This window comes from Micromonospora sp. NPDC085948 (assembly GCF_040686315.1).
GTDB lineage: Bacteria > Actinomycetota > Actinomycetes > Mycobacteriales > Micromonosporaceae > Micromonospora.
On the sequence record NZ_JBFBJW010000021.1, the window covers coordinates 15,758 to 41,894 of the forward strand.

General features: G+C 72.7%; 23 protein-coding genes. 12 read left to right on the plus strand and 11 right to left on the minus strand.

Going from position 1 to position 26,137, the window contains the following annotated elements:
* Positions 1–5 precede the first annotated feature (5 nt).
* From AB0O48_RS32835 to fabG, 4 genes are all read right to left on the minus strand, one after another.
* Entirely contained in the window at positions 6–785 is a 780-nt protein-coding gene (locus AB0O48_RS32835; RefSeq protein WP_007462546.1) for an HAD-IIA family hydrolase, read from the minus strand.
* Positions 778–1,830 carry a ferrochelatase gene (locus AB0O48_RS32840; RefSeq protein ID WP_357248657.1) on the minus strand — a complete coding sequence of 351 codons (1,053 nt, stop codon included), beginning with the start codon at positions 1,828–1,830 and terminating at the stop codon, positions 778–780. Before AB0O48_RS32840 ends, AB0O48_RS32835 begins: the two co-directional genes overlap by 8 nt.
* Positions 1,831–1,929: 99 nt before the next feature.
* Positions 1,930–2,697 carry an enoyl-ACP reductase FabI gene (gene fabI, locus AB0O48_RS32845; protein WP_357248659.1) on the minus strand — a complete coding sequence of 256 codons (768 nt, stop codon included), beginning with the start codon at positions 2,695–2,697 and terminating at the stop codon, positions 1,930–1,932.
* Between the two features lie 27 nt (positions 2,698–2,724).
* Positions 2,725–3,429 carry a 3-oxoacyl-ACP reductase FabG gene (gene fabG / locus AB0O48_RS32850; RefSeq protein WP_357248662.1) on the minus strand — a complete coding sequence of 235 codons (705 nt, stop codon included), beginning with the start codon at positions 3,427–3,429 and terminating at the stop codon, positions 2,725–2,727.
* Between the two features lie 154 nt (positions 3,430–3,583).
* Here fabG and AB0O48_RS32855 point away from each other — a divergent pair, with 154 nt between their 5' ends.
* From AB0O48_RS32855 to AB0O48_RS32870, 4 genes are all read left to right on the plus strand, one after another.
* Complete coding sequence (locus AB0O48_RS32855; protein ID WP_357572212.1) at positions 3,584–4,813, plus strand: histidine kinase; 1,230 nt, start codon at positions 3,584–3,586, stop codon at positions 4,811–4,813.
* Positions 4,810–5,472 (plus strand): response regulator transcription factor, encoded by a 663-nt coding sequence (locus AB0O48_RS32860; RefSeq protein WP_357248668.1) that lies wholly within the window; start codon positions 4,810–4,812, stop codon positions 5,470–5,472. Before AB0O48_RS32855 ends, AB0O48_RS32860 begins: the two co-directional genes overlap by 4 nt.
* A gap of 99 nt (positions 5,473–5,571) precedes the next feature.
* Complete coding sequence (locus AB0O48_RS32865; RefSeq protein ID WP_357572211.1) at positions 5,572–6,477, plus strand: alpha/beta hydrolase; 906 nt, start codon at positions 5,572–5,574, stop codon at positions 6,475–6,477.
* A complete protein-coding gene (locus AB0O48_RS32870) occupies positions 6,474–7,706 on the plus strand; it encodes an acyltransferase (RefSeq protein WP_357572210.1) in 1,233 nt (410 codons plus the stop codon). Before AB0O48_RS32865 ends, AB0O48_RS32870 begins: the two co-directional genes overlap by 4 nt.
* A gap of 324 nt (positions 7,707–8,030) precedes the next feature.
* Here the strand turns inward: AB0O48_RS32870 and AB0O48_RS32875 are convergent, their stop codons facing one another.
* From AB0O48_RS32875 to AB0O48_RS32885, 3 genes are read right to left on the minus strand one after another with little or no spacing between them, the layout of a single operon-like run.
* Positions 8,031–8,981, minus strand: coding sequence for a VWA domain-containing protein (locus AB0O48_RS32875; RefSeq protein WP_357248675.1), 951 nt, complete (start codon positions 8,979–8,981; stop codon positions 8,031–8,033).
* The gene (locus AB0O48_RS32880) at positions 8,978–9,976 is read right to left on the minus strand and encodes a DUF58 domain-containing protein (RefSeq protein WP_357248806.1); all 999 of its coding nucleotides are present in this window, start codon (positions 9,974–9,976) and stop codon (positions 8,978–8,980) included. Before AB0O48_RS32880 ends, AB0O48_RS32875 begins: the two co-directional genes overlap by 4 nt.
* Positions 9,955–11,052, minus strand: a complete 1,098-nt coding sequence (locus AB0O48_RS32885; protein WP_357572209.1) for a MoxR family ATPase — start codon at positions 11,050–11,052, stop codon at positions 9,955–9,957. The genes AB0O48_RS32880 and AB0O48_RS32885 overlap by 22 nt, the downstream gene beginning before the upstream one ends.
* 242 nt (positions 11,053–11,294) lie before the next feature.
* On the opposite strand from AB0O48_RS32885, the gene AB0O48_RS32890 reads away from it, so the two are divergent.
* From AB0O48_RS32890 to AB0O48_RS32900, 3 genes are all read left to right on the plus strand, one after another.
* Positions 11,295–11,525, plus strand: coding sequence for a hypothetical protein (locus tag AB0O48_RS32890; protein ID WP_357248680.1), 231 nt, complete (start codon positions 11,295–11,297; stop codon positions 11,523–11,525).
* Positions 11,526–11,593: 68 nt separating this feature from the next.
* The gene (locus tag AB0O48_RS32895; protein WP_357572293.1) at positions 11,594–12,073 is read left to right on the plus strand and encodes a PH domain-containing protein; all 480 of its coding nucleotides are present in this window, start codon (positions 11,594–11,596) and stop codon (positions 12,071–12,073) included.
* Positions 12,074–12,116: 43 nt separating this feature from the next.
* Entirely contained in the window at positions 12,117–13,631 is a 1,515-nt protein-coding gene (locus AB0O48_RS32900) for a PH domain-containing protein (protein WP_365069780.1), read from the plus strand.
* A 42-nt stretch (positions 13,632–13,673) separates the two neighbouring features.
* On the opposite strand, the gene AB0O48_RS32905 is transcribed toward AB0O48_RS32900, so the two are convergent.
* A complete protein-coding gene (locus tag AB0O48_RS32905; protein WP_365069782.1) occupies positions 13,674–14,750 on the minus strand; it encodes a phosphatase PAP2 family protein in 1,077 nt (358 codons plus the stop codon).
* Positions 14,751–14,877: 127 nt separating this feature from the next.
* Between AB0O48_RS32905 and AB0O48_RS32910 the strand changes: the two genes are divergently transcribed.
* Positions 14,878–15,282, plus strand: coding sequence for a hotdog domain-containing protein (locus AB0O48_RS32910; protein ID WP_357248688.1), 405 nt, complete (start codon positions 14,878–14,880; stop codon positions 15,280–15,282).
* Positions 15,279–16,109 (plus strand): MBL fold metallo-hydrolase, encoded by an 831-nt coding sequence (locus AB0O48_RS32915; RefSeq protein WP_357572207.1) that lies wholly within the window; start codon positions 15,279–15,281, stop codon positions 16,107–16,109. Before AB0O48_RS32910 ends, AB0O48_RS32915 begins: the two co-directional genes overlap by 4 nt.
* Here AB0O48_RS32915 and AB0O48_RS32920 read toward each other — a convergent pair.
* Both AB0O48_RS32920 and AB0O48_RS32925 read right to left on the minus strand, forming a co-directional pair.
* Entirely contained in the window at positions 16,106–17,041 is a 936-nt protein-coding gene (locus tag AB0O48_RS32920) for a PfkB family carbohydrate kinase (RefSeq protein ID WP_357572206.1), read from the minus strand. The genes AB0O48_RS32915 and AB0O48_RS32920 overlap by 4 nt on opposite strands.
* A 109-nt stretch (positions 17,042–17,150) precedes the next feature.
* The gene (locus AB0O48_RS32925) at positions 17,151–18,302 is read right to left on the minus strand and encodes an XdhC family protein (RefSeq protein ID WP_365069786.1); all 1,152 of its coding nucleotides are present in this window, start codon (positions 18,300–18,302) and stop codon (positions 17,151–17,153) included.
* A 394-nt stretch (positions 18,303–18,696) separates the two neighbouring features.
* Between AB0O48_RS32925 and AB0O48_RS32930 the strand changes: the two genes are divergently transcribed.
* A complete protein-coding gene (locus AB0O48_RS32930; RefSeq protein ID WP_357248812.1) occupies positions 18,697–19,794 on the plus strand; it encodes a lytic polysaccharide monooxygenase in 1,098 nt (365 codons plus the stop codon).
* An 81-nt stretch (positions 19,795–19,875) separates the two neighbouring features.
* Here AB0O48_RS32930 and asnB read toward each other — a convergent pair whose 3' ends face one another.
* Entirely contained in the window at positions 19,876–21,837 is a 1,962-nt protein-coding gene (asnB, locus tag AB0O48_RS32935) for an asparagine synthase (glutamine-hydrolyzing) (protein ID WP_088951893.1), read from the minus strand.
* 132 nt (positions 21,838–21,969) lie between these two features.
* On the opposite strand from asnB, the gene AB0O48_RS32940 reads away from it, so the two are divergent.
* Together AB0O48_RS32940 and AB0O48_RS32945 are read left to right on the plus strand one after the other, a co-directional pair.
* Positions 21,970–23,451 (plus strand): aminopeptidase P family protein, encoded by a 1,482-nt coding sequence (locus tag AB0O48_RS32940; protein ID WP_357248700.1) that lies wholly within the window; start codon positions 21,970–21,972, stop codon positions 23,449–23,451.
* A gap of 412 nt (positions 23,452–23,863) precedes the next feature.
* Positions 23,864–26,065: a hypothetical protein gene (locus tag AB0O48_RS32945; protein ID WP_357572204.1), complete on the plus strand. Its 2,202-nt coding sequence runs from the start codon at positions 23,864–23,866 to the stop codon at positions 26,063–26,065.
* Positions 26,066–26,137 lie beyond the last annotated feature (72 nt).

The window sequence follows — 26,137 nt, forward strand, 5'->3', positions numbered from 1 at the left end:
GTCGATCAGATCTCGTCGAGCAGGTCCGCGACCGAGTTGATGATCCGGGACGGGCGGTACGGGTAGCGCTCCGCCTCGGTACGACTGCTGATCCCGGTGAGCACCAGGATGGTCTCCAGCCCGGCCTCCAGGCCGCAGAGGATGTCGGTGTCCATCCGGTCGCCGATCATCGCGGTGGTCTCCGAGTGCGCGTTGATCGTGTTGAGCGCCGAGCGCATCATCATCGGGTTGGGTTTGCCGACGAAGTACGGCTCCACCCCGGTCGCCTTGGAGATCATCGCGGCGACCGAGCCGGCGGCCGGCAGCGCACCCTCCACGGATGGGCCGGTCACGTCGGGGTTGGTGCAGATGAACCGCGCCCCGTCGTTGATCAGACGGACCGCCTTGGTGATCGCCTCGAAGCTGTAGGTGCGGGTCTCACCGAGCACCACGTAGTCCGGTGCGAAGTCGGTGAGCACGTAGCCGACCGCGTGCAGCGCCGTGGTCAGCCCGGCCTCACCGATGACGTACGCGGTGCCGCCCGGCCGCTGGTCGGCGAGGAACTGGCCGGTGGCCAGCGCGGACGACCAGATCGACTCCTCCGGCACGTCCAGCCCCATCCGGCTCAGCCGGGCCGTGAGGTCACGCGGGGTGTAGATCGAGTTGTTGGTCAGCACCAGGAACGGCTTGCCGGAGGCGCGCATCCGGTTGATGAACTCCGGTGCCCCGGGCACCGGCTGGCCCTCGTGCACCAGCACGCCGTCCATGTCGGTCAGCCAACTCTGCACGGGCTTGCGGTCATGCATCGGTGCCCCCAGCAGGCGTCGGACGGCGGGTCGGTACGCAGCAGACGGTCGGGCAGGTGTCCCACATCGGCAGCTCGCCCAGGCGACGGCGCAGTTGCGCGCCGTCCGGGTCGGTCCGCTCGGTGATGAGCTCCCGCACCATGGTCACGAAGCGCGGGTCAACGCCCGGGGTGGCAGCCCGGACGAAGTCCAGGCCGAGCTGCTTGGCCGTTTCCAGCGCCTCGGTGTCCAGGTCCCAGACGACTTCCAGGTGATCGGAGACGAAACCGATCGGGCTGACCACCACCGAGGTGGTGCCGCCCTGCGCGAGGGCGGTCAGGTGGTCGTTGATGTCCGGCTCCAGCCACGGCATCTGTGGGGGGCCGGAGCGGCTCTGCCAGACCAGGTCGTACGCGAGGTCGGGGGCGGCGGCTGCGGCCACGAGCCGGGCGGTCTCGTGCAGTTGCGCCTCGTACCGGCCGCCGTGCGGGCCGGCGTTGGCCGCCATCGAACTGGGGATGGAGTGGGCGGTGAAGACCAGCCGGGTGGTGTCCCGCTTCGCCGGGTCGAGTTGGCCCAGGGCTGCCCGGACCGCGTCGGTGTGCGGCTCGACGAAGCCGGGGTGGTCCCAGAACTGGCGCAGCTTCTCGATCACCGGGGCGTCCGGGCCGACCGCGGCGCGCGCGGCGGCGATGTCCTCCTGGTACTGCCGGCAGGACGAGTAGCCGCCGTACGCGCTGGTGACGAAGGCCAGCGCCCGGGTGACCCCGTCGTCGCGCATCTGGGTCACGGTGTCGGCGAGCATCGGATCCCAGTTGCGGTTACCCCAGTAGACGGGCAGGTCGAGGCCGTGCGCGGCGAGGTCGGCGCGGATCGCGGCCAGCAACTCGCGGTTCTGCTGGTTGATCGGGGACACCCCGCCGAAGTGCTGGTAGTGCTCGGCGACCTCGGCCAGCCGCTCGGGCGGCACGCCTCGACCCCGGGTCACGTTCTGCAGGAACGGCATCACGTCCTCGGGCCGCTCCGGGCCACCGAAGGACACCAGCACCACCGCGTCGTACGACATGGGGTCATTCTTGTCCCTCGACCGCGACGGCCCGGCGACGCCCCCTGGTCCGGACGCGTGGATCACGCGGACGGGGGCCAGGGAGCGTCGCGGTAGAGCTCAGGAGCCGATGGCGTGGTAGCCGCCGTCGACGTGGACGATCTCGCCGGTGGTGGCCGGGAACCAGTCGGACAGCAGCGCCAGGCAGGCCCGCGCGGCCGGCTCCTGGTCGGTGAGGCTCCAGCCCAGCGGCGCCCGCTCGGACCAGGCCTCCTCGAACTGGTCGAAGCCGGGGATCGACTTCGCGGCGATGGTGCGCAGCGGCCCGGCGGCGACCAGGTTGCTGCGGATGCCCTGCTTGCCCAGGTGCATGGCGAGGTAGCGGGACGCGGACTCCAGGCCGGCCTTGGCCACGCCCATCCAGTCGTAGACCGGCCACGCCTTCGTCGCGTCGAAGGTCAGGCCGACCACCGCGCCGCCGGGCGACATCAGCGGCAGCGCCGCCATGGCCAGCGACTTGTACGAGAAGGTGGAGACGTGCAGCGCGGTCGCCACGTCCTCCCAGGGGGCGTCGAGGAAGCCGCCGCCCAGGCAGCTCTGCGGGGCGAAGCCGATCGAGTGCACGACGCCGTCGAGGCCGTCGACGTGCTCGCGTACCCGGTCGGCGAGGCCGGCCAGGTGCTCGGTGTTGGTGACGTCCACCTCGATGACCGGGGCCGGCTCGGGCAGTCGCTTGGCGATCCGCTCGACCAGGGAGAGCCGGCCGTAGCCGGTGAGCACGACCTGCGCACCGTTTTCCTGAGCGAGCTTCGCCACCGAGAAGGCGATCGAGGCGTCGGTGATGACACCGGTGACGAGCAGTCGCTTACCGGCGAGCAGTCCGGACATCGCTGATTTCCTCCGTAGTCAAAAGGGTTAGTGGCCCATGCCGAGGCCGCCGTCGACCGGGATGACGGCGCCGCAGACGTACCCGGCGCTGTCCGAGGCCAGCCAGGTGACCACGGCGGCGACCTCGTCCGGGCTGGCCATCCGGCCGGCCGGGATGGACTTGAGGAGCTCCGCCTTGCGGTCGTCGGTGAGGCCGGCGGTCATGTCGGTGTCGACGAAGCCGGGCGCCACCACGTTGGCGGTGATGTTGCGGCCGCCCAGCTCCCGGGTGATCGAGCGGGCGACGCCGACCAGACCGGCCTTGCTGGCGGCGTAGTTGACCTGCCCGGCGCCGCCGGCGAGGCCGACCACCGAGGAGATGAAGATCATGCGGCCCCACCTGGCGCGGAGCATCTTCGCGGAGGCCCGCTTGGCGACCCGGAACGCACCGGTGAGGTTGGTGTCCACCACCCCGGTGAACTGTTCCTCGGTCATCCGCAGCAGCAGCGTGTCGGCGGTCATGCCGGCGTTCGCGACGAGCACCTCGACCGGCCCCAACTCGGCTTCGACGGCGGTGAACGCGGCGTCGATGGAGGCCGCGTCGGTGACGTCGGCGCGGACGCCGAACAGCCCGTCGGGTGCCTCGCCGCTACGGTGGGTGACCGCCACCCGGTCGCCCTGCTTGGCGAAGGCCTGCGCGATGGCCAGGCCGATTCCCCGGTTACCCCCGGTCACCAGCACGGTACGGGCCACTGTTCCCCCTTGCTCAGCTGATCTCAGTCGCAGGCGAGCCTAGGCGTTACCAGTAGGTAAGCGCTAACGGGAGTCGTGTCACACCGGGGTACGACACGGGGATCAACCCCTGGTGGCACGCCTCGTGGTGGGGTCGGCCCGTAGCCTCCGGGTGGTGAACCGGCATCCGATCGCGGTGGCCCTGCGGGCCCTACGGCAGACCCTGGTAGGCCCGGACGCCCGGCCCGAACGGCCCCTGCTGGCCCGTTGGCCCGGGCCAGCCCGTTACGCCGCCCCGGTCGGTCTGCTGGCCGTCCTCGGCCTCTTCCTGATCACGCTGACGGTGGAGAGCGGCTGGGGCCTGCCGATGCCGATCGCATTGCTGTTCGCGGCGATGACGGTGGCGCCGCTGCTGGCGCTGCCCCGGCGTCCGCTGCTGGCCTGGCGGCTGACGGTGCTGGCCCTGCTGATCTGCACATTCAACGCGCCGGCCGTCCGGTCCTGGCCCTGGACCCCGCCGTTGGCGCTCGGGTCGGTCGCGGTGGTGGCGGTGGTCGTCGCGCGGGTCGACCGGCCGGTGCTGGCCTGGGTGGTGACGATCACCACGGTGCCGGTGCTGACCTTCGTCCACCCCAACAACCGGGTTCCGGTCCTGCTGCTGCTCGGCGCGCTGGCGATCGTCGGCGACCTGATCCGGCGCAACCGGCTGTCCCGGCGGGCGCTGGACGCGCAGACCGAGCTGAGCGAACGGGAGCAGGAGCGGCGCGCGGTGCTGGAGGAGCGCACCCGGATCGCCCGGGAGATGCACGATGTGGTGGCGCACCACATGTCACTGATCGCGGTGCAGGCGGAGACCGCGCCGTACCGGCTGTCGGACGTGCCCGCGCCGGCCGCCGCGGAGTTCGTCGCGATCGCCGCCTCGGCCCGCGACGCGCTCACCGACATGCGGCGGCTGTTGGGGGTGCTGCGCAGCGAGGCGACCGGTCCGCAGACCGCACCGCAGCCGGACCTCACCGACCTGGGCGCGATGGTGGACGCGGCGCGCCGGGCCGGGCTGCCGGTCTCCCTGGACGCCGAGCCGATCACCGACGACCGGGTGCCCGCCCCGGTCGGGCTGGCCGCGTACCGCATCGTGCAGGAGAGCCTGGCCAACGCGGCCCGCCACGCGGCCGGGGCCGCGGTGCGGGTCACCGTCCGCACCGGTCCCTCCGGGCTGGGGGTACGCGTCGAAAACTCCCCGGCCGACGTCCGACCGACCGCCGACGGCGGCTCCGGGCACGGGCTGACCGGCATGCGGGAGCGGGCCACCTCGCTGGGCGGTACGTTCACCGCCGGGCCACTGCCCGACGGGGGTTACGCGGTGGCGGCCGAGTTGCCGTACGACGCGGAAGGCGGGGACGCGTGATCAAGGTGCTGATCGCCGACGACCAGGCGATGGTCCGGCAGGGCTTCGGAGCGCTGCTCGCCGCCCAACCGGACCTGCTGGTGGTGGGTGACGCCGCCGACGGCGCGCAGGCCGTCGCCGCCACCCGCCGGCTCGACCCGGACGTGGTGCTGATGGACGTGCGGATGCCGGTCATGGACGGGCTGGAGGCCACCCGCAAGCTGCTCGGCGACCGGTCGGCGCAGCGCCCCCGGGTGCTCATCCTCACCACCTTCGACCTCGACGACTACGTGTACGAGGCGCTGCGCGCCGGGGCAAGCGGCTTCCTGCTCAAGGACGCCCCGGCGGCCGATCTGGTGCAGGCGGTGCGGGTGGTGGCGGCCGGGGACGCGCTGCTCGCCCCGGCGGTCACCCGCCGGCTGATCGCCGAGTTCGCGGCCCGCCCGGACCGCCGCCGGCCCCGCCCCACCGACCTGGCCGGGCTCACCCCCCGGGAGACCGAGGTGCTGCGGTTGATCGCCCGGGGTCGCAACAACGCGGAGATCGCGGGCGACCTGGTGGTCGCCGAGCAGACCGTGAAGACGCACGTCGGGCGGATCCTGGCCAAGCTGGGGTTGCGCGACCGGGCCCAGGCCGTGGTGCTGGCGTACGAGACGGGTCTGGTGGCCGCTGGCGAGTAGTCCCCCGGAGCCAGCCCGCAGACGGCTCCCCGGGACGACGACCACGCACCGCCCTCCCGCGCACTGTGCCTCCGGACGACATTCCGGAGGGAGAACGAGATGCGACGACGAGGTGCCAGCCGAGTGGCGCTGGCCGCGGTGCTCGGCGTGAACCTGGTCCTGCCGACCCGACCCGAGCCGGTCGCGGCGAGCGGGTTCGTGGAGGCGTACCCGGTCACGGCGGCGGCGATGCGCGCGGCGGGTCCGCCGTACGCGGACTGGGCGGCCGACGGGCGTCGTTTCCTCTCGTTCGACAGGCGCGGCGACGGCCGCGCGGTCGAGGTGCTCGGCGACCTGGCCGACGCGGACCGGATCGTGGTGCTGGTGCCGGGGGTGGGCAGCACCCTGGCCGACTTCGACAGGGGTTTGGGCGGGGTGTCCGGGCGGGCGCCGGCGACGCAGGCCCGGCAGCTCTACCGGGAACTGCGGGCGAGCGAGCCGGCGGCGCGGGTCGCGGTGCTGGCCTGGCTCGGCTACGACCCGCCCGACGGGGTGTTGACGGCCGCCGGTGGCCTCAGCGCCCGGCGCGGCGCGGCCGGGCTGGCCGGACTGCTGCGGGAACTGGCGGCGCGTCGTCCGGCGGCGACGATCACCCTGGTCGGGCACAGCTACGGGTCGCTGGTGGTGGCCCTGGCGGCCGCGGACGCCCCGGCCCAGGTCACCGACGTGGTGAGCCTCGGCGGCGTCGGCGCCGGGGTGCAGCGCGCCGACGACCTGCCCGGCGGGCGGCGATTCTGGGCGGCGGAGGCGAGCACCGACTGGATCCGTCGGGTTCCGCCGGTACGGCTGCCCGGTCTCGGCTTCGGCCGCCGCCCCGGCGACCCGTCGTTCGGCGCCCGCACCCTGCCGGCGGGAGGGGTGACCGGGCACGACGGCTACCTGGCCCCGGGCAGCGCCACGCTCGTCGCGGTGGCGGCCGTCGTGCTGGGCGCTGTCGACGCCGACCGGGTCGGGGACCCGCGGTGAACCGGGACCGTACCGTCGACGCGTTGCGGGCGTACGCCATCGGCGGGGTGGTGCTGGGGCACTGGCTGGTCACCGGGTTGGTGCTGACCGGCGACGGGGGGCTGCACCAGGCCAGCCCGCTCACCGCGTTGCCCGCTCTGGCCCCGGTGACCTGGGTGTTGCAGACGCTCGGGCTGTTCTTCTTCACCGCCGGCTTCGGCTCGGCCCGGTCGTTGGCCGGTCACCGGGGCGGTGCGGGTGGCTGGTTGGCCGGTCGGCTGCGCCGGCTGCTGCTGCCGACGGTGGCGCTGCTCGGGGTGGGTGCCGCCGTGTTGCTCGCCGCCACCGTGGCCGGCACCCCGGACGACACGCTCGCCGTCGCGCTGCGGCTCGCGATCAGTCCGTTGTGGTTCCTGGTGCCGCTGGTGTTCCTCATCGCGATGACCGGACCGCTGCGCGCCGCCGTCCGCCGGTGGGGGTTGGGCCGTTGCGTCGTACCGGCGGTGGTCGTGGTCGCCGCGGCGGACGTGGCGGTGCGTCTGCTGCCGGCCGGCGGCCACCTGCCACCGGTCAGCGTGGTGGCGGCCTGGTCCGTGCCGTACCTGCTGGGCGTGGCGCACGCCGACGGGCGGTTGGCCGGCCGACGGGCGGCGGGCATGCTCGCGGCCGGCGGCGTGGCCGCGCTCACCGCGGTGCTGGCCCTGGGCTACCCGGTGAGCGCGGTCGGCGTGCCCGGGGCCGGGGTGTCCAACCTGAACCCGCCGTCGCTGCTGGCCGTGGCGCTGGCGGTGACCCAGGTCGGGCTGGGGCTGCTCGCCCGGCCGGCGCTGGAACGGCTGCTGGCCCGGCCGGTGCCGGGCCGAGCGGTGACCGAGGTGAACCGTTGCGCGTTCCGGATCTATCTGTGCCACCAGCCGATACTGGTGGGGGTGACCGCGCTCACCGCCCGCGGCGGGCTGGCGCTGCCCGGGTTGCACACCGTGCCGGACGGCCCGGGCTGGGTGCTGGCGCGCTTGTGCTGGCTGCCGTTGCTCGCCGCGGTGCTGGTCACGATCGTGCGGACGGGCCAGTCGCGGCCGGGGCGCCGACCGGGCGGTGGAGGGGTCGCCGGCCGGTCGGCCGAGTGCGTCTCGTCGGCTGCGCAGGTGTACGATCATCGACGTTCCGGCCGGCCCGACTTGCAGGAGGTGATCGCTGTGCGAGATAGCGATCCTCCCAGTCGTGGCCGGGCCGATGGTCAGCCCCGCTGAGCCACGACTCAGTCTGGTGAGCTGACCCCGCTCCGCTCCCCCACTCCTCGGCACACGCCGAGGAGTGTGCCGCGCCGTCCGGTTCGCCGACGGTCGTCGGGAGCCGCCCGGTCACGACTTCGTGTGCGCGTCCCCACCCCCTGCGGTCCGCCCCCGCACGCGGACCGTCCAGCCGCCACCCGGAGCCGTCCATGAGCCGCTACGTCGCCCCGCTGGGCTTCACCCTCGCCGCCGTCTGGGTGGCCATCGTCTTCGTACTCGCCGGCGGCGGCCACTGAGGTGGTGCTGACCGGCGGCGGTCGGTGACCGCCGCCGGTGCACCGCTCAGAGCATCCGCGACGACCACACCAGGCTGAGCGCCCCGGCGCAGAGCGCCAGCAGCAGCGCCAACCCGGCGTACCACTGGGTCACCTCCCGCGGCTCGGTCCGGAAGCCGATCGAGCTGCCCATGTCCTGATAGACCTGCTTCAGCTCGCTCACCGAGGCCGCCTCGTAGAAGTAGCCCTCGGTGGTCTCGGCAAGCTCGGCCAGGGCCAACCGGTCCACCGGCACCCGCTGCAACTGCCCGCCGATGTCGACCTGGCCGGTGTCGGTGCCGAACGCGATGGTGGAGACCGGGACGTTCGCCGCCTGGGCGGCGGCCGCCGCCTCCTCCACCGCCCGCCCGGAGGTGCGGAACCCGTCGGAGAGCAGCACGATCCGTGCCGGCGGGATGCCCGCCGCGCCGTCGGCCGGCACCGACCGGATCGCCTCCAGGCAGGTGAACACCGCCTCACCGGTAGCGGTCGCCTCGGCCAGCACCAGACCGTCGATGGCGCTCGTCACCGCGTCCCGGTCCTTGCCCGGCGGCACCAGCACGTTCGCCGCCTTGGCGAACGACACGAGACCCAGGTTGTAGCTCTCCGGCAGCTCACCGACGAACTGCTTGGCCGCCTCCTGCGCCGCCTCCAACCGGTTCGGCGCCACGTCGTCGGCCTGCATCGACAGCGACACGTCGATGGCGAGCATCACGGTGGCCCGCTCCAGCGGCTCCCGGGTGTCCACCGCCGGCCGGGCCAGCGCGGTGGCCAGCACCAGCAGGCAGAGCAGGAACGCCGTCGCCGGAACGTGCCGACGCCAACCGAGCCCCTTCGGGGCCACCGTACGCAGCAGGTCCACATTGGTGAACCGCATCGCGAACGCCCGCCGGTGCAGCTGCCGCCACACGTAGAACGCCGCGAGGGCGAGCACCGGCAGCACCGCCAACAGCCACCACGGTTGCATGAAACGGATCATCGTGTCGTCCCCCGGGTACGCGCGTGCCGCTGCGCGGCCACGAATCGCACCATGTCCAGCAGCCAGTCTCGGTCCGTACGCAGACGCAGGTGGGCCGCGCCGGCGCCACGCAGGGCGGCGGCGATGGTGGCCCGTTGGGCGGTCGCGGCGTCGGCGTAGCGCTGCCGCAGCCGTGGATCGGCAGTCTGCACCTCGTGCAGCTCGCCGCTCTCCGGGTCGACCACCGGCAACACCCCCACGTCGGGCAACTCCAGCTCGCGCGGGTCGATCACCTCGATCGCGAGCACGTCGTGGCGGACCCGCAGCTTGCGCATCGGCCGCGCCCACTGCTCGGCCGGCGCGAGGAAGTCCGAGATCACCACGGCCACCCCGCGCCGCCGGGGCGGACGGTTGAGCATCTCGATGAGAGCGCCCAGGTCACCACGGCCCGGCTGGATGGCGGTGCCGGCGAGGGTACGCAGCAGGCCCTGCGCCTCCTTGCGACCGGAGCGGGCCGGCAGCCGGGTGAGCACGCCGGGGCCGGCCGGCGGTGCGGCTCCGCCACGCCAGCGGCGGGCCGGTGCGGACACACCGCCACCGGTGCCGATCACCGCGCCGATCCGGTTGCCGCCGCGCACGGTCAGGTGGGTGACGGCTGCCGCGGCGGCCACCACCACCTCGCGTTTGAGCCACTTCCCGGTGCCGAAGTCCAGGCTGGCGGACAGGTCCACCGCCAGCCAGGTCTCCAGTTCCCGGTCGGCGACCGTACGCCGCACGTGCGGTGTGGTGGTCCGTGCGGTGACCGGCCAGTCCATCCGGCGCACGTCGTCGCCCGGGCGGTACTCCCGGGATTCGCCCGCCTCGCTGCCCGGCCCGGGCAGCAGACCGGCGTAGTCGCCCTGGAGCAGACCGTCGAGTTTGCGGGTGACGAGCAGTTGCAGCCGGGACAGCACGGCCTCGCTGCGGTCGGGGGCGGGACGAGGGGTGGGTGAGGTCACGGCCGCTGCCCGGGCCAGCCAGCGCCCGGCGGCGGCGCGGTCGTCGGGCCGGTGGCCTGCTGCCGGGGCGCGACCGCCGGCAGGGGAATCGTCGACATCACCCGGTGCACGATGTGGTCGGCGGGCACGTCGTCGGCGAGCGCGTCGTAGCTGAGCACCAACCGGTGCCGCAGGATGTCCGGCGCGATGTCCTGCACGTCCTGCGGCAGCGCGTAGTCGCGCCCGCGCAGCAGCGCCAGCGCACGCGTCGCCCGGACCAGGCCCAGCGAGGCGCGTGGGCTGGCCCCGTACTGGATCAGTTGCGCGACGTCGGGCATGCCGTGCTCGGCGGGGGTACGCGTCGCCAGCACCAACCGGACCGCGTAGTCGACCAGGGCGTTGTGCACGAAGACCTGGTCCGCCTTGCGTTGCAGGGCGACCAGTTCGGGTGTGTCGAACACCGCGGTCGGCTCGGGCGCGGAGACACCCATCCGGTAGACGATCTCGCGTTCCTCCGCGTCGGTCGGGTAACCCACCACGATCTTCATGAGGAACCTGTCGCGTTGCGCCTCCGGCAGCGGGTAGACGCCCTCCTGCTCGATCGGGTTCTGGGTGGCCATCACCAGGAACGGGTCGGGCACCCGGTGGCTCTCGCCGCCGATGGACACCTGCCGCTCGCTCATCACCTCCAGCAGCGCGGACTGCACCTTCGCCGGAGCCCGGTTGATCTCGTCGGCGAGCAGGAAGTTGACGAAGACCGGCCCCAGCTCGACGTCGAACTTCTCGCTGGACTGCCGGTAGATGCGGGTGCCCATGATGTCGGCGGGCACCAGGTCCGGGGTGAACTGCACCCGGGCGAACGACCCGCCGACGACCTTGGCGAGGGTCTCCACCGCCAGGGTCTTGGCGACCCCGGGCACTCCTTCGAGCAGGCAGTGACCGCGAGCGAGCAGTGCGACGAACATCCGCTCCACCATCCGGTCCTGCCCGACGATCACACGTTTGATCTCGAACAGCGCCTTCTCCAACAGAGTGGCGTCCTGCGCGGGGGTGGTCACCGGCGCAGGTGCCGCTCCGTTCGGCGTCGGGGCGTCGGGCATGGTCGGCTGGGCCACCGGTCCTCCACAGCGTTTGTCGGTCGTCGCGGCTCGTGCGGTATCAAGACTCGCATGCCTTGCTGAGTGTCGAGGTGGGGAGAAGCCGATTTTCGCCGCGCCGTCCCCGGCAGCAGAATCGCCCGTCGAGGGTGTGCCTGGACCGGCCTGCCGCGTGTACGATTCACCCCGTCGCCGGGCGGCTCCCCCCGTGGTCGCCCGGCGATCAAACTTCCCGTGCGGCCACCCCTAGACTGGCCCGGATGAGCATCCCCTCCACCGCCGACGACGCCCTCGTCTGTTCGGCCCGCGGCTGTCGGGCCGCCGCCGTCTGGGCCCTGGAGTGGAACAATCCCCGGCTGCACGACGCCGATCGGCGCAAGACCTGGCTGGCCTGCGCCGACCATCGGACCAGCCTCGGTGACTTCCTGGACGCTCGCGGCTTCCTGCGTGCCGTCACCGCGGTGCCCGGATCGCCTACGCTCGACACGTGAGCACCCCCGGCGCCCCACCGCCTTCCGGACCCGACGCCTCGACGGCCGCACCGGCGGGCCGCGGGCCGCTGGAGCCCTGGCCGGACACGGTCGACTGGCAACCGATCTCCACCGACCTGATCTGGGTGGAGCTGATCCGGCTGGCGATCGTCGTCGCCATCGGGCTGGCGGTGACGGCCGTCGGCTGGGCGCTCAGCGGCCAGTGGCTGTTCGGGCTCGCCGTCGCCGTCGTGGTGGTGCTCGGCGTGTGGCGGGCCATCGCGATCGGCCGGGCGGTCCGGGCCTGGGGGTACGCCGAGCGGGAGAACGACCTGCTGGTCCGGCACGGGTTGCTGGTCCGCCGGCTCTCCATCGTGCCGTACTCGCGGATGCAGTTCGTCGACGTGAGCGCCGGGCCGTTGGAGCGCGCCTTCGACCTGGCCACCGTGCAGTTGCACACCGCGGCGGCGGCGAGCGACGCCCGGGTTCCCGGGCTGCGGCCGGCGCAGGCTTCCCGGCTGCGCGATCGGCTCACCGCGCTCGGCGAGGACCGGGCGGAGGGGCTGTGAGCGCCCGCGCGGGCAACCACCGTCCCCGCCGAGGGTCGCTGCGATGAGCGACGGGCCGAGCGCCTCGCCACCCGCTGGCCCGACGCCACCCGGGCCGGTGCTGCCCGCTGGCCCGACGCCACCCGGGCCGGTGCTGCCCACTGGCCCGGCAGCCACTGGCGTGCCAGGCACCGACGCGGCTCCCGCCGACCCGTTCGGCGCGCCCGAACCGTGGCCGGCACCACCCGGCGGCGGCGAGGGCGAACCCCGGCAGCGACTGCACCCGCTCAGCCCGGTGCTGCACGGCGCCAAGTCCCTCGTCGTGGTGATCGCCGGGCTGTCCTGGTCGACGCTGTCCCGGGTCGGCTTCGGCTGGTTCGCCGCGATGGTGGCGGTGCTGGCGCTCGGCGCGACAGTGCTGTCGGTGATCAGCTGGTACAACACCGGCTACCACGTCGTCGGCCGGGAACTTCGGGTGTACGAGGGGCTGCTCTGGCGGCGTACCCGGGCCATCCCGTTGGAACGGTTGCAGGCCGTGGAGGTGGTCCGGCCGCTGCTCGCCCAGCTCACCGGCCTGGCCGAGCTGCGCCTGGAGGTCGTCGGCGGAGGCAAGACCGAGGCGCCACTGGCGTACCTCGGGGTGACCGACGCCGCCCTGCTGCGCGAGCGTCTGCTGGCGCTGGCCGGGCGGGTGGCGCAGCTACCCGCGCCCGGCGACGCGACCGCCCCGGTGGCCCCGGGTGCGACGGCGCCACCGGCGGCCGCGCCCGGCCGGCCACTGCACGCGGTACGCAACCAGAACCTGCTGGTCAGCCAACTGCTCACCCCGCAGGCGTTCCTGCTCCCGTTCGGTGTGGCCTTCGTCGTGGTGCAGTTCCTCACCGCCGGGTCGTGGTCGTTCGTGGCGGTGGCGAGCACCCTGACCGCGATGGCGGGTGTGCTGCTGCAACCGATCCGCCGGGTCCTCGACGACTGGAACTTCCGGCTGGCCCGCGACGGCGCCACGCTGCGGGTGCACAACGGTCTGCTGGAGACGCGGGCGCAGACCGTGCCGCTGGAGCGGGTGCAGACCGTGCGGGCCACCTGGCCGCTGCTCTGGCGGATGAAGGGCTGGCTGCGGCTGCGGCTGGAGGTGGCCGGTTACTCCGTCGCGGAGGCCGACGACCGCAGCCGGCCCGACCGGCTGCTGCCGGTCGGCGACCTGCCGACGGCGACGATGATCGTCGCCGAGGTGCTTCCCGGGGTACGCCTCGACGCGCTCCCGCTGAGCCCACCTCCGCGCCGGACCCGTTGGCTGCACCCACTGGGCCGTGCCGCCTTCGGCGCGGGGCTGTTCGAGCGGGTCTTCGCCACCCGGTCCGGGCGGCTCACCCGGCAGCTGGTGATCGTGCCGTACGCCCGGATCCAGAGCGTGCGAGTGGTCCAGGGGCCCATCCAGCGCCGTCTCGGGTTGGCCACCGTGCACGCGGACACCGCGGGCGGCTCCGGCGCCACCGCCCAGGACCGCGACCTGGCAGAGGCCTGGTCCCTGGCTGCGGACCTGACCGAAAGAGCCCACCAAGCCCGCACCCAACCCTGACCCGCCGGCGCCACCCCCGGTGGCGGGGGGCCGGGGTGGGGGTCAGTGGTCGGCGGGGATTGCGGGGTGGGTTGTGGTGGTGTCTGGTTGTCGGGGGGTGGGGGCCTCGGCGGGCGGGGGGTCGGCGGGATTCGGTGGGGGTTCCGTGGCCGACCTGGCGCGCGGGTGGCGGACGCGCCACGCTGCCCAACCACGCTCCGCCAGACCGACCACCAGGAACGTCAGCCCCACGTACGCCCAGCCGACCAGCACGTCGATGACGTAGTGCTCACCCGAGTAGACCAGGGTGAAGGTCATCGCCAGCGGGTACGCGAGCAGCAGCGGCCACCAGCGACGGCGGGTGGCGGTCAGGAAGAACAGCACCACGAACAACGCCCACGCGGTGTGCAGCGACGGCATCGCGGCGACCGGGTTGGAGGCGATCTGGCCGGCGTTGAGCACGTTGCCGGCGCCGTGCATGCCGAACGCCTTCCAGCCCCGCGTCGAGATCCGGGCGACCTCGGTGAGCAGCCCGTTCTGTGCCGCCCACCAGGGCGGGGCGGCCGGGTAGATGAAGTAGGTCACCAGGCCGGCGGCGCAGAGGAAACCCCAGCGCCGCATGTACGCCGCCCAGCGGTGCCGGTCGCGCAGCCAGAGCACCGCGGCGGCGGTCAGCGCCACCACGAAGTGCGAGAAGTACACCCAGCTCGCGGCGACGTCCCACCAGTGCACCTGCGGGTGGTAGAGGTGCTGCTGCAACCAGACGGTGGGCACCTCCCCGCCGGTGGCCCAACCGAACATGAACCGGTCGGCGACGATCAGCTCCATCGCGTGCGGCGTGGCCCCGTTGTCGGCGAACCCGCGCGAGAGGTTGTAGATCACGAACAGCAGCACCACCGGCACCCAGTCCCGAGCGAAGCGCAGGTGGCTGCGCCAGGGCCGGTCGCTGTTCCAGGCGATGGTCGCGAGCCAGATCCAGACGAAGGCGTACGTCGGGTCGGTGGGCAGGCCGATGGCCAGCCACGCGGCGACGAAGGCGACCGCCCAGACGGTCATCGCGACGACGCGCCGACGACCCCCGTCCGGGGACGCGGGCGGGTCGGTCCGGGCGGGGGGCTGGGGGTCAGTCACGACGGCCATCGTCGTCAAGGTTAACGACGGGTACGGCATCGACCGACGGGGACCACCCGGTGCTCGTCGCGGGTGGGTGCGCCCGGATCGCCGGGCGCGTGCTCACCGTGTCCGGCGAACACCTAGGCTGACGACCATGCAGGAGCAGCCCGAGCCGGCCTTCACGCCGGGTCTGACCGCCCAGGTCGAGTTGACCGTCACCGACGCGGACACCGCCCAGGCGGTCGGTTCCGGGGACGTACCGGTGCTGGGCACTCCACGGGTGCTGGCGCTGGCCGAGGCGGCCACCGTCGCGGCGACGACGACCGGGATGCCGCCCGGGTCGACGACCGTGGGCACCCGGGTCGAGTTGGAGCACCTGGCGCCGACCGTGGTCGGCCGGACGGTCCGCGCGCAGGCGCTGCTGGCAACCGTCGACGGTCGCCGGCTGTCGTTCGAGGTCACGGTCAGCGACGGTGACCAGACGGTGGCCCGGGGTCGGGTGGACCGGATCCTGGTGGACCGGCAACGCTTCGTCGAACGCGCCGGGCGTTCGTCGTGACCACCGGGTTCGTCGAGGTCGCCGACCGGGTGCACGTGCTTCGCGAACCACTGCTGCGGGTCAACGTCACACTCGTCGTCGGGGACGACGAGGCGCTGCTGGTGGACACGCTCTCGTCGGCCGCGCAGGCCACCGACCTGGCCGCGGCCGTCCGGGCGATCACCGACCGCCCGTTGACGCTCGTCAACACCCACCACCACTACGACCACTGTTTCGGCAACGCCATCCTGGCCGGCGACCCGCCCCGCCCGGTGTACGCGCACGAGCTGGCCGCCACGGCGCTGCGCACGGACCCGGAGGGGCTGCGCCGGGAGGCGTACGCGGAGCTGCGCGAGGAGCATCCCGAGCTCGCCGCCGAGCTGGCCGACACCCCGCTGCTCGCCCCCACGCACACCGTGCACACCGAGACGTCGCTCGATCTGGGTGGCCGGCGGGTGCTGCTGCGCCACCCGGGGCGGGGGCACACCGACGCGGATCTGGTGGTGCACGTGCCGGACGCCGACGTGCTCGTCGCCGGGGACCTGGTGGAGCAGAGCGGGCCGCCCGCCTTCGAGGACGCGTACCCCCTGCGGTGGCCGGACGCGGTCGCGGACCTGCTGCGGCTGACCACCGCGCGCACGGTGGTGGTGCCGGGTCACGGCGACCCGGTGGACGTCGAGTTCGTCCGCGCCCAACATGCCGACCTGGTGCGGTTGGCCTGGCTGATCCGGGCCGCGCACACCGGCAGCGCGCCGCCCGAGAGGGTGGCCGCGGAGGCTCCCTTCGGCGCCCGCGCCGCCCTGGTCGCCGCCCGCCGCGGCTACCGCGAACTGGACGGCGAGGCCTAACCCGGGAAGCGGCGGTCGACGTCGGCGCGGGTGGGCATGGCGGTGGCGCCACCCGGGCGCTCGCAAACCAGGCCCGCCACCCGCAGCGCGAACGCGACCCGCTCGACCCACCCGGCCGGGGAGTCCGGTTCGCCGTCGTTGAGCAGGTCGGCGATCAGCGCGGCCAGCACCGAGTCGCCGGCGCCGGTGGCGTCGACCGCGTCGACCTTCGGGGCCGGCACCCGGACCGGGTCGGCGTCGGCGGCGGCCAGCACCGCGCCGGCCGCGCCGAGCGTCACCACCACCGTGGCGGCCCCCAGCTCGCGCAGGTACGCGGCCACCCCCTCGACCGGTTCACCGGGGTAGAGCAGCCCAGCGTCGGCGGAGCTCAGCTTGACCAGGTGCGCGCCGGGGGCGAATTCGGCCACCACCTGGCGGAGCCCGTCCAGCGCCTCCGGCCCGGTCAGCACCCGGGGGCGTACGTTCGGGTCGAAGACCCGCAGACCCGTGGCAAGCGACCAGGCGCGCCGGGCGGCGGCCAGCGGGCCGGGCTGGAGCAGCGCGATCGAGCCGCAGGAGAGCACGTCGGCGCCCTCCACCAGCGCGAGGTCCAGGTCGTCGGGGCCGAGCAGGCCGTAGGACGCCGGTTCGCCGTAGAAACGGAAGTCGGGTTCCGGTCCGGCGTAGGTGACCACCGCGAGCGTGGTCGGCGCCGGCACCGTCACCGCACCGGCCACCCCGACGTCGGCCGCGGTGAGGAAGGCGCGGATCCGGCCGCCCAGCACGTCGTCGCCGAGGGACCCGACGAACTGTGCCGCACCGCCGAGGCGGGCCACCCCGACGGCGACGTTGAGCGGCCCGCCGCCGATCGCCTGCCGGTAGACCCGCTCCCCGTCGCGCTCGGTGTCGAGCAGGTCGACGAGTGCCTCGCCGAGTACCACCGCGTACCCCATGCCGATCCTCTCGTCGTCACCAACCACCGGCCGTCGCACGCCGAGCCGATCGCCGTGCCCCCAGGCTGGCACAGCGCGCCGCTCGGTGGGCGCCGAAGCGGTGGACGGGCTACCCGGGCCGGTGGACCGGCCCGTCGAGCGCCGCGAGGGGGCGACCGGTGCCACCCCAGCGGGCCGCGACGATCTGCGCGGCCACACTCACCGCGGTCTCCTCCGGGGTACGACCACCGAGGTCCAATCCGATCGGCGAGGCGAGCCGGGCGAGCTGCTCCGGGCCGAGCCCCGCCTCGCGCAGCAGTTTGTGCCGCTCGTCGTGGGTGCGCCGCGAACCCATCGCGCCGACGTACGCCAACCGGTGGCGCAACGCCAGTTCCAGCACCGGCACGTCGAACTTCGGATCGTGGGTGAGGACACACACCACGGTCCGCCCGTCGGTCCGGCCCGCGTCCAATTCCGTTCGCAGGTAGCGGTGCGGCCACTGCACCACCACCTGGTCGGCCTCGGGGAAGCGCCGGGCGGTGGTGAAGACTCCTCGGGCGTCGCAGACGGTGACCCGGTAGCCGAGGAACGCGCCGATCCGGGCCACCGCGGCGGCGAAGTCGATCGCCCCGAAGACGATCATCCGGGGCGGGGTGGCGTACGCGGTCACGAAGAGGCTGATGCCGCTGCCGCGCCGCTGCCCGTGGTAGCCGTACCGGAGCACCCCGCTGTGCCCGGCGGCGAGCAGCCCGAGGGCGTCGACGCGGGCGGCGTCGTCGAGCCGGTCGTCACCCAGCGACCCGATCGACTGCTGGCCGGTCAGCACCAGTCGCCGGCCCAACCGTCGAGCTGGATCGGTCGGCGGCGCGCCCGGTGGATCGCCGGCGTCGGCGGCCACGCAGGTGACCACCGCCGCCGGTTGGCCGTCTCGGCGGGCGGCGGCGACCGCCGCCAGCCCCGGCAGGGCGCTGGCCTCGACGCGCTCCACGAACACGTCGAGGATGCCACCGCAGGTCAGACCCACGGAGTACGCGTCGTCGTCGCTGATGCCGTACCGGATCAGCTCGGCGGCGCCGGTGTCCAAGACCCGGCGGGACCGTTCGTAGAGGTCCGCCTCGACGCAGCCGCCGGAGACGCTGCCGGTGACCGTGCCGTCGGTCGCCACCGCCATCGCCGCGCCGGGCGGTTGCGGTGCGGAGTGCCAGGTGGCCACGACGGTGGCCAGCGCGACCGGCTCACCGGCGCGGCACCGGCGGTGCACCTCGTCGAACACGTCCGGCACCGGCCGTCACCTCTCCGCCTCCGTCGTCCCCGTCCGCAGGATATGGCGTTGAACGGCGGCCGGTGGGTCAACTCATCCATCGAGGGACAGCTATTGCGCTGGCGTGGCGTGGCGTGATGGGATGACGTGTACCGGGCGGTGCGAGGGCTGCCGCGCCACCGGTTGCCGGGTTCGACACACGCGAGGGCGCCGGTCCCTGACAGGACCGTTGATGGCACGCGTCCACCGGCTGGGCTTCGCCGGGGCACGTCGCCGTGATCGTCGCACCGCTCATTTCAGCGGGGCGAGCAGGCCACGTCCCGTCCGTTCGCGGCGGGGCGGCTCGGGCGGCGCGCCTCGCGAGTCAGGAGAACCCGTGAACCGTTCCCGTACGGCCGCGTTGCTCACCGCGGCCATGACCCTCGCGCTGGGCGCTGTCGCCCTGGCGTCCAGTCCCCAGCCGGCCGCCGCCCACGGCGCGGCGATGACCCCGGGCAGCCGCACCTACCTGTGCTGGCAGGACGGCAAAAGCCAGACCGGTGAGATCCGGCCGAACAACCCCGCGTGCTCCGCCGCGGTGGCGCAGAGCGGGGCGAACTCGCTCTACAACTGGTTCAGTGTGCTGCGTTCCGACGCTGGCGGCCGCACCACCGGCTTCATCCCGGACGGGCAGCTGTGCAGCGGCGGCGCCACCGGTTTCCGCGGCTACGACCTGCCCCGCACCGACTGGCCCCTGACCCACCTGACCGCCGGGTCGCGGCTGGACTTCAAGTACAGCAACTGGGCGCACCACCCGGGCACGTTCTACTTCTACGTGACCAAGGACAGCTGGAGCCCGACCCGGGCCCTGGCCTGGAGCGACCTGGAGCAGCCGTTCCTCACGGTGACCAACCCGCCGCAGCGCGGCGCGGTCGGCACCAACGACGGGCACTACTACTTCAGCGGCAACCTGCCGTCGGGTAAGAGTGGCCGGCACATCATCTACTCCCGCTGGGTGCGCTCGGACTCGCAGGAGAACTTCTTCGGTTGCTCCGACGTGACCTTCGACGGCGGCAACGGTCAGGTGACCGGGGTGGGTCCGGGTACCGGTTCGCCGTCGCCCGACCCGACGACCCCGCCGCCGGACCCGACCACCCCGCCGCCCAACCCCACCACGCCGCCGCCGGACCCGACGACCCCGCCGCCGAACCCGACCACGCCACCGCCGGGCGGTGACTGCATGGCGGTCTACAAGGTGAGCAGCGCCTGGCAGGGCGGATTCCAGGGCGAGGTCACGATCATGAACCACGGCAGTACGCCGTTCAATGGCTGGACCGCGAGTTGGACCTGGCCGAACGGGCAGGCGATCAGTCAGATCTGGGGCGCCACCCAGACGTCGTCCGGCTCGTCGGTGACGGCGACGAACGTCAATTACAACGGCACAGTCGCACCGGAGGGCACCACCACGTTCGGCTTCCTGGCCAGCAGCACAGGAACGAACGGACTCCCGACGGTCACCTGCGCCCGCAAGTAGCCGCCACCCCCTGAAACGATCAAGAGGTTTGCGTCATCCGGAGTCGTTCCGGTGACGCAAACCTCTTGGTCGTTGTGGGTGTCAGCGGACCATGGAACCGACCACCGGCTTCGTGAGCAGGGCGGACTGGTTGCGCTGGATGCCCGGGTCGAGGGTCTTGGCCACGAAGATCGCGTGCCAGATGCAGAAGATCAGCACCGTCCACACCTTGCGGGAGTGGTCGGCCTCCTCCCGCTTGTGCTCGTCGAGCAGCCGCAGCGCGTACGACAGGTCGAGCAGGTCACCCGCGCCCGAGGTGCTGAGCACGTGCCGGGCCCACTCGTACATCTCGCCGCGCAGCCAGACCCGGGTGGGGGTCGGGAAGCCCAGCTTCTTGCGGTTGACGATGGCCGGCGGCACGACACCCTGCAACGCCTGACGCATCGCGTACTTGGTGGCGTCGGAGCGCGGCGGCAGCTTCAGGTCCACCGGGATCTTCGCCGCGACGTCGAACACCTCGCGGTCGAGGAACGGCACCCGCACCTCCAGCGAGTGCGACATCGAGATCCGGTCGGCCTTGACCAGGATGTCGCCGCGCAGCCAGGTGTAGAGGTCGACGTACTGCATCTTGGTGACGTCGTCCAGCTCGGTGCACTCGGCGTAGATCGGGGCGGTGACGTCGGTGTAGCGCACCGAGGGGTCGTAGCGGCGCATCAGGTGCTGCTTCTCCTCCTCGGTGAACATCCGCGCGTTGCCGTAGTAGCGCTCCTCGATCGGGGTGGTGCCCCGCTCCAGGAAGCTCTTGCCCTTGACGCCCTGCGGGATCGCCTTGGAGACCGCGCGCAGACCCTTCTGCACCCCGCCGGGCAGGCCGTTGACGGTGCCCAGCGACAGCGGCTCCCGGTAGATCGTGTAGCCGCCGAAGAACTCGTCCGCGCCCTCGCCGGAGAGCACCACGGTGACGTGCTCGGCGGCCTTCTTGGCCACGAAGTAGAGCGGCACCAGCGCCGGGTCGGCCACCGGGTCGTCCAGGTGCCAGACGATCTTCGGCAGCGCGTCGATCATGTCCTGCGGACCGATCTTGGTGGGGATCGTCGTGACGTCCAGGTGCCGCGCCGACTCCTGGGCGACGTCGATCTCGGAGTAACCCGGGACGTCGTAGCCGACGGTGAAGGTGAGGATGTTCGGGTTGAACTCCCGGGCCAGCGCCACCACCGCGGTCGAGTCGATGCCACTGGACAGGAACGAGCCGACCGGCACGTCGGAGCGCATGTGCATGCGCACGCTCTCCCGCAGCGTCTCCCGGATCTCGTGGTACAGCTTCTGCTCGTCGTCAACCGGCGCCGGCCGGAACACCGGCCGATACCACCGCCGTACGTCGATGCGCCCACCCGGGGTCCAGTTCAGGTACTCCCCCGAGCCGATCCGGCTGATGCCCTTGTGCAGGGTGCCGGGCTCCGGGACGTACTGAAGGGTCAGGTAGTGGCTCAGGTTGGCCGTGTCGACGCCCGCGTCACCCTGGTAGTTGCTGTGCGCGAACGGCAGCAGCGCCTTCTTCTCCGACGCCAGGTAGAGGCCGTCGGCGGTCTCCAGGTAGTGCATCGGCTTGATGCCGAAGTAGTCGCGGGCACCGAACGCGCGCCGCTCCTGCCGGTCCCAGATGACGAAGGCGAACATGCCCCGCAGCCGGGTGAGCACCTGCTCACCCCAAAAGTGGTAGCCGGCGACGATCACCTCGCCATCACCGGCGGTGGCGAACTGCGCGCCGAAGTTCCTGATCAACTCCTCGCGCAGCTCGATGTAGTTGTAGATCTCACCGTTGAAGGTGAGCAGGTAACGGCCGTTCGCGTAGGGCAGCGGCTCGTGGCTCGACGCGACGTCGATGATGGCCAACCGCTTGTGGGCGAACACGCCGTCCGCGTACCGGCCGGAAGCGTCGCCGACCACCTCGACCCCGGTCTCGTCGGGGCCGCGGTGGTGCAGGCATTCCAACGCTCCGGCGATGTGGTCGCGATGCGCTGCGGCGTTGCCGTTCGCGCTGAAGAAGGCCAGAAGTCCGCACATGGTGGCCATCTTTCCACGCGCGCTGTCGGCCCTTGCAGCCGTCCGTCGATCCACCCGACTCCCGGGGGCGTCAGCGCGAACCGGGGCGCGCGGTACCGTCGGGATCAGCAACGAGGCGGAGGGAGCGGCGCAATGACCGAGGGACAAACCGACGGTACGCCGACGGACGGCACGGAATCGCACGATCCGGACTTCCCGGAGGCGTTCCTGTCCTTCATGCGGCAGGGCTGGCGCGACACCGCGCTCCCCGTGTCGCCCCGGCCGGAGACGCCGAACTACGCCAAGCGGCGCGCCGCGCTCTCGGCGGCCTTCCCCGGCGAGACGCTCGTCATCCCCACCGGCACCGAGAAGGTCCGGGCCAACGACACCGACTACCCGTTCCGGCCGGGCAGTGACTTCGCCTACCTGACCGGCGACCACGACGCCGACAGCGTGCTGGTGCTGCGCCCCAACGGCTCCGGGCACGACGCGACGCTGTACATGCGGCCCCGATCGTCCCGGGAGACCGACGAGTTCTTCCGCAGCCGCAACGGCGAGCTGTGGGTGGGCCGGCGGCACACGCTCAGCGAGAAGTCGACCGAGCTGGGCCTGCCCACCGCCGACCTGACCGGCCTGGAGGCGACCCTCGCCGACCTGGCGCCGGGGCGTACCCGGGTGTTGCGCGGTTTCGACGCCCAGGTGGACGCGGCCGTCCGCGCCTACGACGGCCCGCGCGCCGAGGGCCAGCCGGCCCGCGACCGGGAGCTGGCGATCGCCATCTCGGAGATGAAGCTGGTCAAGGACGAGTGGGAGATCGGCCAACTCCAGGACGCGATCGACGCCACCGTCCGCGGCTTCGAGGACGTGGCCCGGATCCTCCCGGCCGACCGCGCGGTGTCCGAGCGGCTCCTGGAGGGTGTCTTCGCGCTGCGGGCCCGGCACGACGGCAACGACGTCGGGTACAGCTCGATCGTCGGCGCCGGCGAGCACGCCACGATCCTGCACTGGGTGCACAACCACGGCGCCACCCGACCGGGTGACCTGCTGCTGATGGACATGGGCGTCGAGGGCCGCAACCTCTACACCGCCGACGTCACCCGGGTCCTGCCGGTCAACGGCCGGTTCACCGCGCTGCAACGCCAGGTCTACGACATCGTGTACGCCTCGCAGCAGGCCGGCATCGACGCCATCCGCCCCGGAGTGACGTTCAAGGACGTCCACCTGACCTGCATGCGGGTGCTCGCCGAGGGCCTGTCCGAACTGGGCCTGCTGCCGGTGAGCGTGGACGAGGCGATGGACGAGAAGTCGACCGTCTACCGGCGGTGGACGCTGCACGGCTTCGGCCACATGCTCGGCATCGACGTGCACGACTGCTCCAACGCCCGCAAGGAGACCTACCGCGACGGCGCGCTGGGCGAGGGCTACGTGCTCACCGTCGAGCCCGGCCTGTACTTCCAGCCGGAGGACGAGCTGGTCCCCGCCGAGCTGCGCGGCGTGGGCATCCGGATCGAGGACGACGTACTGGTCACCGCGTCCGGCGCGGTGAACCTGTCGGCCGGGCTGCCCCGCACCTCCGACGAGGTGGAGACCTGGCTGGCCGAGCAGCGTGAGGCCGGCCCCCGCCTGCCCGGCTGACCGTCGCACCAGCCCCGCCGCCCGACCACCGCACCGGCGCCGCCGCCAGCCGACCACCGGCCCGGCGACGCCGGTGCGCTGTTGTCGACGAGCTCCGGCCCAGCGCCGGTGCGCCGGTGTTGACAAGACCTCCGGCCCGGCCCAGCGCCGGTGCGCCGGTGTTGACAAGACCTCCGGCTCGGCCAAGCACCGTGCTGCGCCGCCCGGGCAGCGGCAGCCCGCACCCGTGGCGGCCGACCACTCCCGTGATCCACTCGGCTTCACGGAAACCGCCCCATCCAGACCGCACGAACACCGCCCTGTACTGAAACCCGAGTGGATCACGCCCTTGGGCACCGCCTGCGGCGTGGGCGGCGGGCGGCCCGTGGGTCGGTGGGCGGCACGTGGATCGGTGGGCGTTGCCTGTCCCGCGATGGCGGTGACATTCGCCCGTCAGAGCCGCCTTTGCGCTGCTCACGCCCTTTTCACCGGCCCGGACCGCCTGCCCGGCCTCATCCGGCCTGCGCCAAATGCGGGGTTATCTCGGATAAGTCCGCGTCGCGAAGATGGTTCTCATACGGTGGGGATCAGAGGCTGCAACCCATTTGTAGCTGGTCGTGGCGCCTCGGGCGGTGCGATCCCGTCTGGTAGCAGGAGAGGGCGGAAGGCTCTGATGTCCAACGACGTAACGAGTACCGACGGCGGGGCCTCGACAGCTCCGCCGACACGACGACGGCGGGCGCTGTGGGTCGCCGGCGTTGCCGGGTTGACCGGCGTGGTCGGCCTGGCGGCCCTCGGCGGTGTGGCCGCCCGGGATGACAAGCCCAAATCCGACCAGGTGTCCGACGCGCAGCCGTCGACCAACCGGCAGAACGTCAGCGACGCTGGCGGCGCGGACGAGAACGGCGCCAAGGAAACCGACGCTCAGGACCACGAGTGGGGCGGCGACGACTGGAGCGGCTTCGACGACCGGTCCGGCGACGACAAGCGCCAAGGCGACAAGCGCCAGGACGACAAGCGCGACGAGAAGGACCGCGGCAGGCAGGTCCCGTGCGACACCGACAAGCTGATCCAGGCGATCACCTTCGCCAACAACGAGGACGGCGGCGTGTTGGATCTGGCCAAGGGCTGCACCTACACGCTGACCCGTAACCAGGACGGCAACGGCCTTCCGGTGATCACCGAGAACATCACCCTGAAGGGCGAGCACACCACCATCGGCCGGGAGGCCACCGCCGACGAATTCCGCATCCTCAACGTCGGCCCCGGCGGGCGTCTCACCCTCAAGGGCCTGAGCATCAGGGGCGGCCAGACCCTGCAGTCCCCGATAACCGCCGACCCGGCGGCGGTCTGGGCGCCGTACTCGGCGCTGACCCGCTCCACCGCCACCGGCACGGCAGCGAAGCCCGCACCGGCACCGGCGACGAAGGCAGCACCGGCGACCAAGGCAGCACCCGCCAAGGCCGCCGCACCAGCGGCCAAGGCGGCACCAGCCGCCAAGGCGGCACCAGCCAAGCCCGCCGCAACAACAGCGGCCAAGGCGGCAGCGAAGCCCGCCGCGACAACGGCCGCCAAGGCAGCACCCGCCGAGGCACCCGCGGCCAAGGCGGCACCCGCCGAGGCACCCGCGGCCAAGGCGGCATCAGCAACCAAGGCCGGACCGGCCACGGCAGCGGCAACAACGGCCGTCCAGGCCGCACCGGCCATGCCCGTGCTGGCGAAGCCGGCGCCGGCCGGGTCGGCGGTGACGCCGCTGGTCGAGGAGCCCGGGTTCACCGACGGTGCCGGGGTGCTGGTGCAACCCGGTGGTCGGGCCGAGATCCTGGACAGCGAGTTGCTCTACAACCAGTCCGGTAGCAACGGCGGTGGGCTGGCCAACTTCGGCAGCACCAGGCTCAGCAAGACGACGGTCGCGCACAACACCGCCTTCTTCGCCGGCGGCGGCATCTTCAACGCCGGCGTACTCCAGGTCGACGAGTCGAAGATCAAGGACAACACCGCGATCATCGGTGGCGGTGGCATCTCCAACGGCGCGCCGGCGATCCGCAGCGAGGGTGTTGTGGGCGGTTCGGTCTGGGTCTACAAGAGCGAGGTCACCGACAACGAGACGCTCGGCTTCGGCGGCGGCGTGCTGGATGTCGAGGGCACCACGACGCTGCACCAGACGACGGTCGGTGACAACACCGCGGCGCTCGAGGGTGGTGGCATCGCGGTGGCGGACAGCCAGCTCACCCTCAAGGACGCCACGGTGGTCAGGAACAGCACCGCTCGCGAGGGTGGCGGCCTGTTCGTGAGCTCCGACAGCGTCGCGACGATCGAGAGCAGCAGGATCAAGGACAACACCTCGATCTTGTGGGGCGCCGGCCTCTACAACGACGACGGCGTCACCACGCTGCGCGACAGCGAAGTGGTGGGCAACCGGGCCGTCGGTCCGATCGCCCGCGGCGGCGGCATCGTCAACGCCGACGGGAGCGAGGTCAGACTCCACCGGACGACTGTGGCGCACAACTTCTCCACCCTTGAGCCGGGGGGCATCTTCAACAGCTTCGGCGGCACCGTGACGCTTGATGACGAGTCCGCGGTCACCGCCAACCGCCCGACCAACTGCTTCAACGTTTCGGACTGCTTCGCCTGATCGGGTGGGGCTGAACCACATAGAGAGGTACGCCCCTCCGTGCCGTCACCGGCTCGGAGGGGCGTACCCGTT